The 4,046-nt window shown below is 28.1% G+C and carries 3 protein-coding genes; all 3 read left to right on the forward strand.

Annotated elements, in window-relative coordinates:
- Window positions 1-1,322, forward strand: a 1,322-nt coding sequence (locus tag GQ589_RS11380) for a peptidoglycan-binding protein (protein WP_160426307.1), incomplete at its 5' end; no start/stop codon positions are given.
- A gap of 28 nt (window positions 1,323-1,350) precedes the next feature.
- Window positions 1,351-2,301 (forward strand): hypothetical protein, encoded by a 951-nt coding sequence (locus GQ589_RS11385; protein WP_160413118.1) that lies wholly within the window; start codon window positions 1,351-1,353, stop codon window positions 2,299-2,301.
- Between the two features lie 150 nt (window positions 2,302-2,451).
- Window positions 2,452-3,930: a hypothetical protein gene (locus tag GQ589_RS11390; protein WP_160413116.1), complete on the forward strand. Its 1,479-nt coding sequence runs from the start codon at window positions 2,452-2,454 to the stop codon at window positions 3,928-3,930.
- Window positions 3,931-4,046 lie beyond the last annotated feature (116 nt).

Below are 4,046 nucleotides of genomic sequence, written 5' to 3' on the forward strand. Positions count from 1 at the left end.
AAGAGTTTTTACAATTATTAGAAATAAATAATAAGAATCCATTTACCAAAGAACAATTCAAAGCGGCGTTACGAACAAGTGGGACCGCTGAGCAGATAGGGCATTTACTGGTAAGATATGAAAGTGAATGGTATGCCGATGAAGCGTTAAGCAAATGGAACGAAGTGGATGACTTGTTTGAAGATGAAAAGCGACAACAAAAAGCACTGATTGAAGTAGAGTTAGATAAACTAGGTATAACCCGCGCTTATCAGCGTGACTTTGCTATGCAAAAAGTAGACGAAGCACATGAACATGTCAAAACAAACTGGCAACTAGAAAAAGCGCAGCGTATCAAACCGTCACTGTGGTGGCAACAAGTAGCACAGGCGCAAACTCAAAACCAAACAACTAGCACAGAACAAAGCGATGCTAATACTAATACTAATACTAATACCCCTAAACTGTCTAATCTATCAACTGATGGCAAGGCGTGGTTTATTCATCCGGTTGCAATGATGGATTATTTTGCAGGAAACAATATCCTTTTCAAAAAGGGTGATAAAGATGAAATTATTCGGGAAATTAATATCAGACTTGCTGGATTTGGTGGCAATGTGCCAACAGATGAATTTACCGAAAGAACCGAAAATATGATCAAACAGTTTCAACGTGATTATATGCAAGTCAAGGAAACGGGCGTTGTGGATATGAATGTGATAAAAGCGATTGATGAATTTCAAGAGGAATATGCAATCAGTAATACAATTTGGCTACAACTTAAATGTAGGTGTTCTGCTAAAAAATGTAATGGATTTGGTAATGGTCTAGGGAAAAACACCTCGCCAGAACAATCAAATCCATATGAATATCCTGGTTTACATAGATCATTATTATTTGGATTCTGCGCAATAAATTTTTATTTAGGTAGACAAAATGTATATAGAGTTAGGGAGGTTTCATCTGGTTATCGTTGTAGTCAACATCCACAAGGAAAAACCACTTCTAATCATAGAGGTAAAGCTCTAGATATTCAATTTAATAAAGGTACTTGGGAAATCAGATTGCGAAAATATAAAAATATAGAACCCCTAAAATATATTCGTGATAACTTTTTCGTAACTTACCTTAATGCGCAAAGAAAGTGGAGTAATATAAATCTTTTTACTACAGAGCCAATAGGATTAAATCCAGATGATTCAATAATAGATAAAAAACACACCTATAGTTGGATTCATATGGATGTTAGAACATTTGAGAAACAATACTTATTAGATGAATATTTTTGTACTGATGCCACTACTTTAAATAAAGAAAAATTAATTACACTTATTAATAAATAGTTTAAAGAATCTATTATAGAGGTTAATAATGTTAAAAATAATAAATAGATTTGCCGTTGTATGTTTATGTTGTCTTATTACATCAATAGCAAATGCTGAATTAGAAAATAATGTAAATGAATTGATAAAAGAAGACATGAGAGAATGGCTGTTAGTCAACATTAATTATTCATCAAATTCTTCGACTGACTTTGAATTTATAGATTACCTATACAAGAATTTAAAAAATATATCAGTTAAAAGTAATAAATATCAATTAATATTTAATGAAAAATATTCTATACATATAAAACCAATAAATGATAATTTAATACCTGACTTTAGGCGTTTATTAGAAAAAGAATTAAAACGTTTAAATTTAACTGGCCATCAACATGAAAATCAATATTTCATTTTTGAAACATTACCCGAGCAATATAATTTAAATCAATCATTAGTATTTAATTCCGATTATCTTTTCTTATTCATTAATAATGGACTTATTTTAACATTTAAAAATAAACAAAAAATGCGTCAAGAACTGGCTAGTATTTATAATAATTTAAATACTTCAACTCTTCCATTAAATGATCGCTATTGGCCTCTTGAAGAAAATGATGGTTTTTCTCCAATACCTGATGAGTTTAATTATTTTTTTAGAGGAATTTCAGATGATGATTATCTTCACGCAATAAAATTGAAAAAATATAAAAAAATAAATTTAATACTATTATTTTCATATTCCATTTCTGGCGCACCTCAATTATCGCTAATTAGCCTTTCTGAGGATTTTGATTTCATTGATCGTATGGAACTAGGTGAAAATATTGAATTAGAGGATGGAGGTATTTGGAATAGGTATCTCATTGATGAAAATTACCGTATAACTATTAAAAAAATTCAATCCCCTTATGATGGATATAAAAAAGCAACGATTTTTTTAAATCAAACAAGCTATATTATTAATGAAAATGGAATTTTTGTTAAATTAAAAAGATGAAATATTTAGGTTTGGCTATCTAATAAACTATAAAAGCTTGGTGAGTATAATTTAATCACTAACTAGTTAGTTATAATAAAGAAAGTATATATATGATTAATAACCACAAAAGAAAATTTTCTAAAGAAAATAGAAAATGGGGATATCAAAATGGCAAGATTAAAAAAATATGACTGGTTAAAGAAATTTATTTTCTTTATTTTTATTTTTTTAAATTATTCTTATTGTTATGCCAAAGAAAAAAATAGCGAGCAAACATACTGGATTTTGGATGAATATTTTGAAAATAATCAGATGATAAACAAAAAAAACGATGATTATCTTAATAATCTAAGTATCAAGTTCAAAGATAATATTTTCTATATAAATGAAAATAGGTATCCTGTAAAAATAGGAAAAGTCGCAAATATATCTCAATTAATACCTGATAATTTATTACATTCTGATTTACTTAAAAATTTTCCTTTACCAAAAGACGAAGTACATTATTTACAGTTTGATTCTTCAATAGATAGTAACTTTGCTAAACTATTATTGCCTGAACAAAAAGTGATTTATCTTAATGACCAGTTAGTTTTTATTAATCAAGAGATGGCATTATCCTTTTTAAAACCAGCTGGCAAAAATGCTTTTAAACAAATAAGTAAACATTTTCCATCCCTTAAACTGCCGTACAATTCTCGGATTACAGGAGACTTTATTAAAGATAATAATTATAAACATTTTTATTATAATTTTTTTAATGAAAATGAATATTATACCCATAATATTCCTAGAAGCTTTGTTAATTATTTACAGTTATCTAATAATAATTTATATGCTCAACGTCACGATTATATAACTCATATTTCTGGTATAAAACTTCCTGTCCTTCATAACAGAATTAGACCAATTTTAATTGAAGGACTACAAAGAAATGGAGAAATGATAACTTATCTTTATTTATTTTCTGATAATTTTGATGTGCTTGATAAGATTATTTTGAAAAATCCCAATGGATTAACAAGAAAAAATTCTGAAATAGACGATCTTGCTCAAGGATTTATTTATTATAATATTGATAAAAATTACCAAATTGAACGTCAACAACGTTTTACTGATGAAACAATTGAAATACAACATTATAAAATAGCCAAAGATGGTAAATTTAGAGAGATACCTGTCATATCTAATTGCTATAAAGAATTTGCTACTAAAAATAATAATATACATTCTAAAAAAAGTCTTTTACTAACCAATAAACAAGGAAATAATTATTTACGTTTTGCTCATGGGTTAGATTACGACCAGTTTGAAAGTACAATATTAACTTTAAATCCAAACGAGGAAAAATTGTGTGTTAATTATCAACAAGCTTATTCAATAAGCTTTGGTAAAGTGAATTCTAAACAATTTTTCGGTGATGATGAGTTATATCAACAGCATGTGGAAAATTTTAAAAGTTATGATATTGATATCAGCAATGAATTAGAATACATCACCATCCATGGTTTTGAGAAAACACCTTTTTCTAAGTTTTTATTAAATGGTAATCAGGCAATTTATATGAAAAATACATTATTTTTTGTTAGTGAAAATCATTTTACTGCTTACAGACAACCAACAGATGAGGAATTAACCTATCAGTAATAAAAAAGAGCATTAGTCAGTCATCATGAAAGTGCCTTAGCAGACCAGTTACCTGAAAGCGAAAAGACTATCATATTAGTTGAAAAAGAGGCCATATTAGCGCAAGCCGCTAAACC

This window comes from Gilliamella sp. Pas-s27 (assembly GCF_009795865.1).
In the GTDB taxonomy this organism is placed as follows: domain Bacteria; phylum Pseudomonadota; class Gammaproteobacteria; order Enterobacterales; family Orbaceae; genus Gilliamella.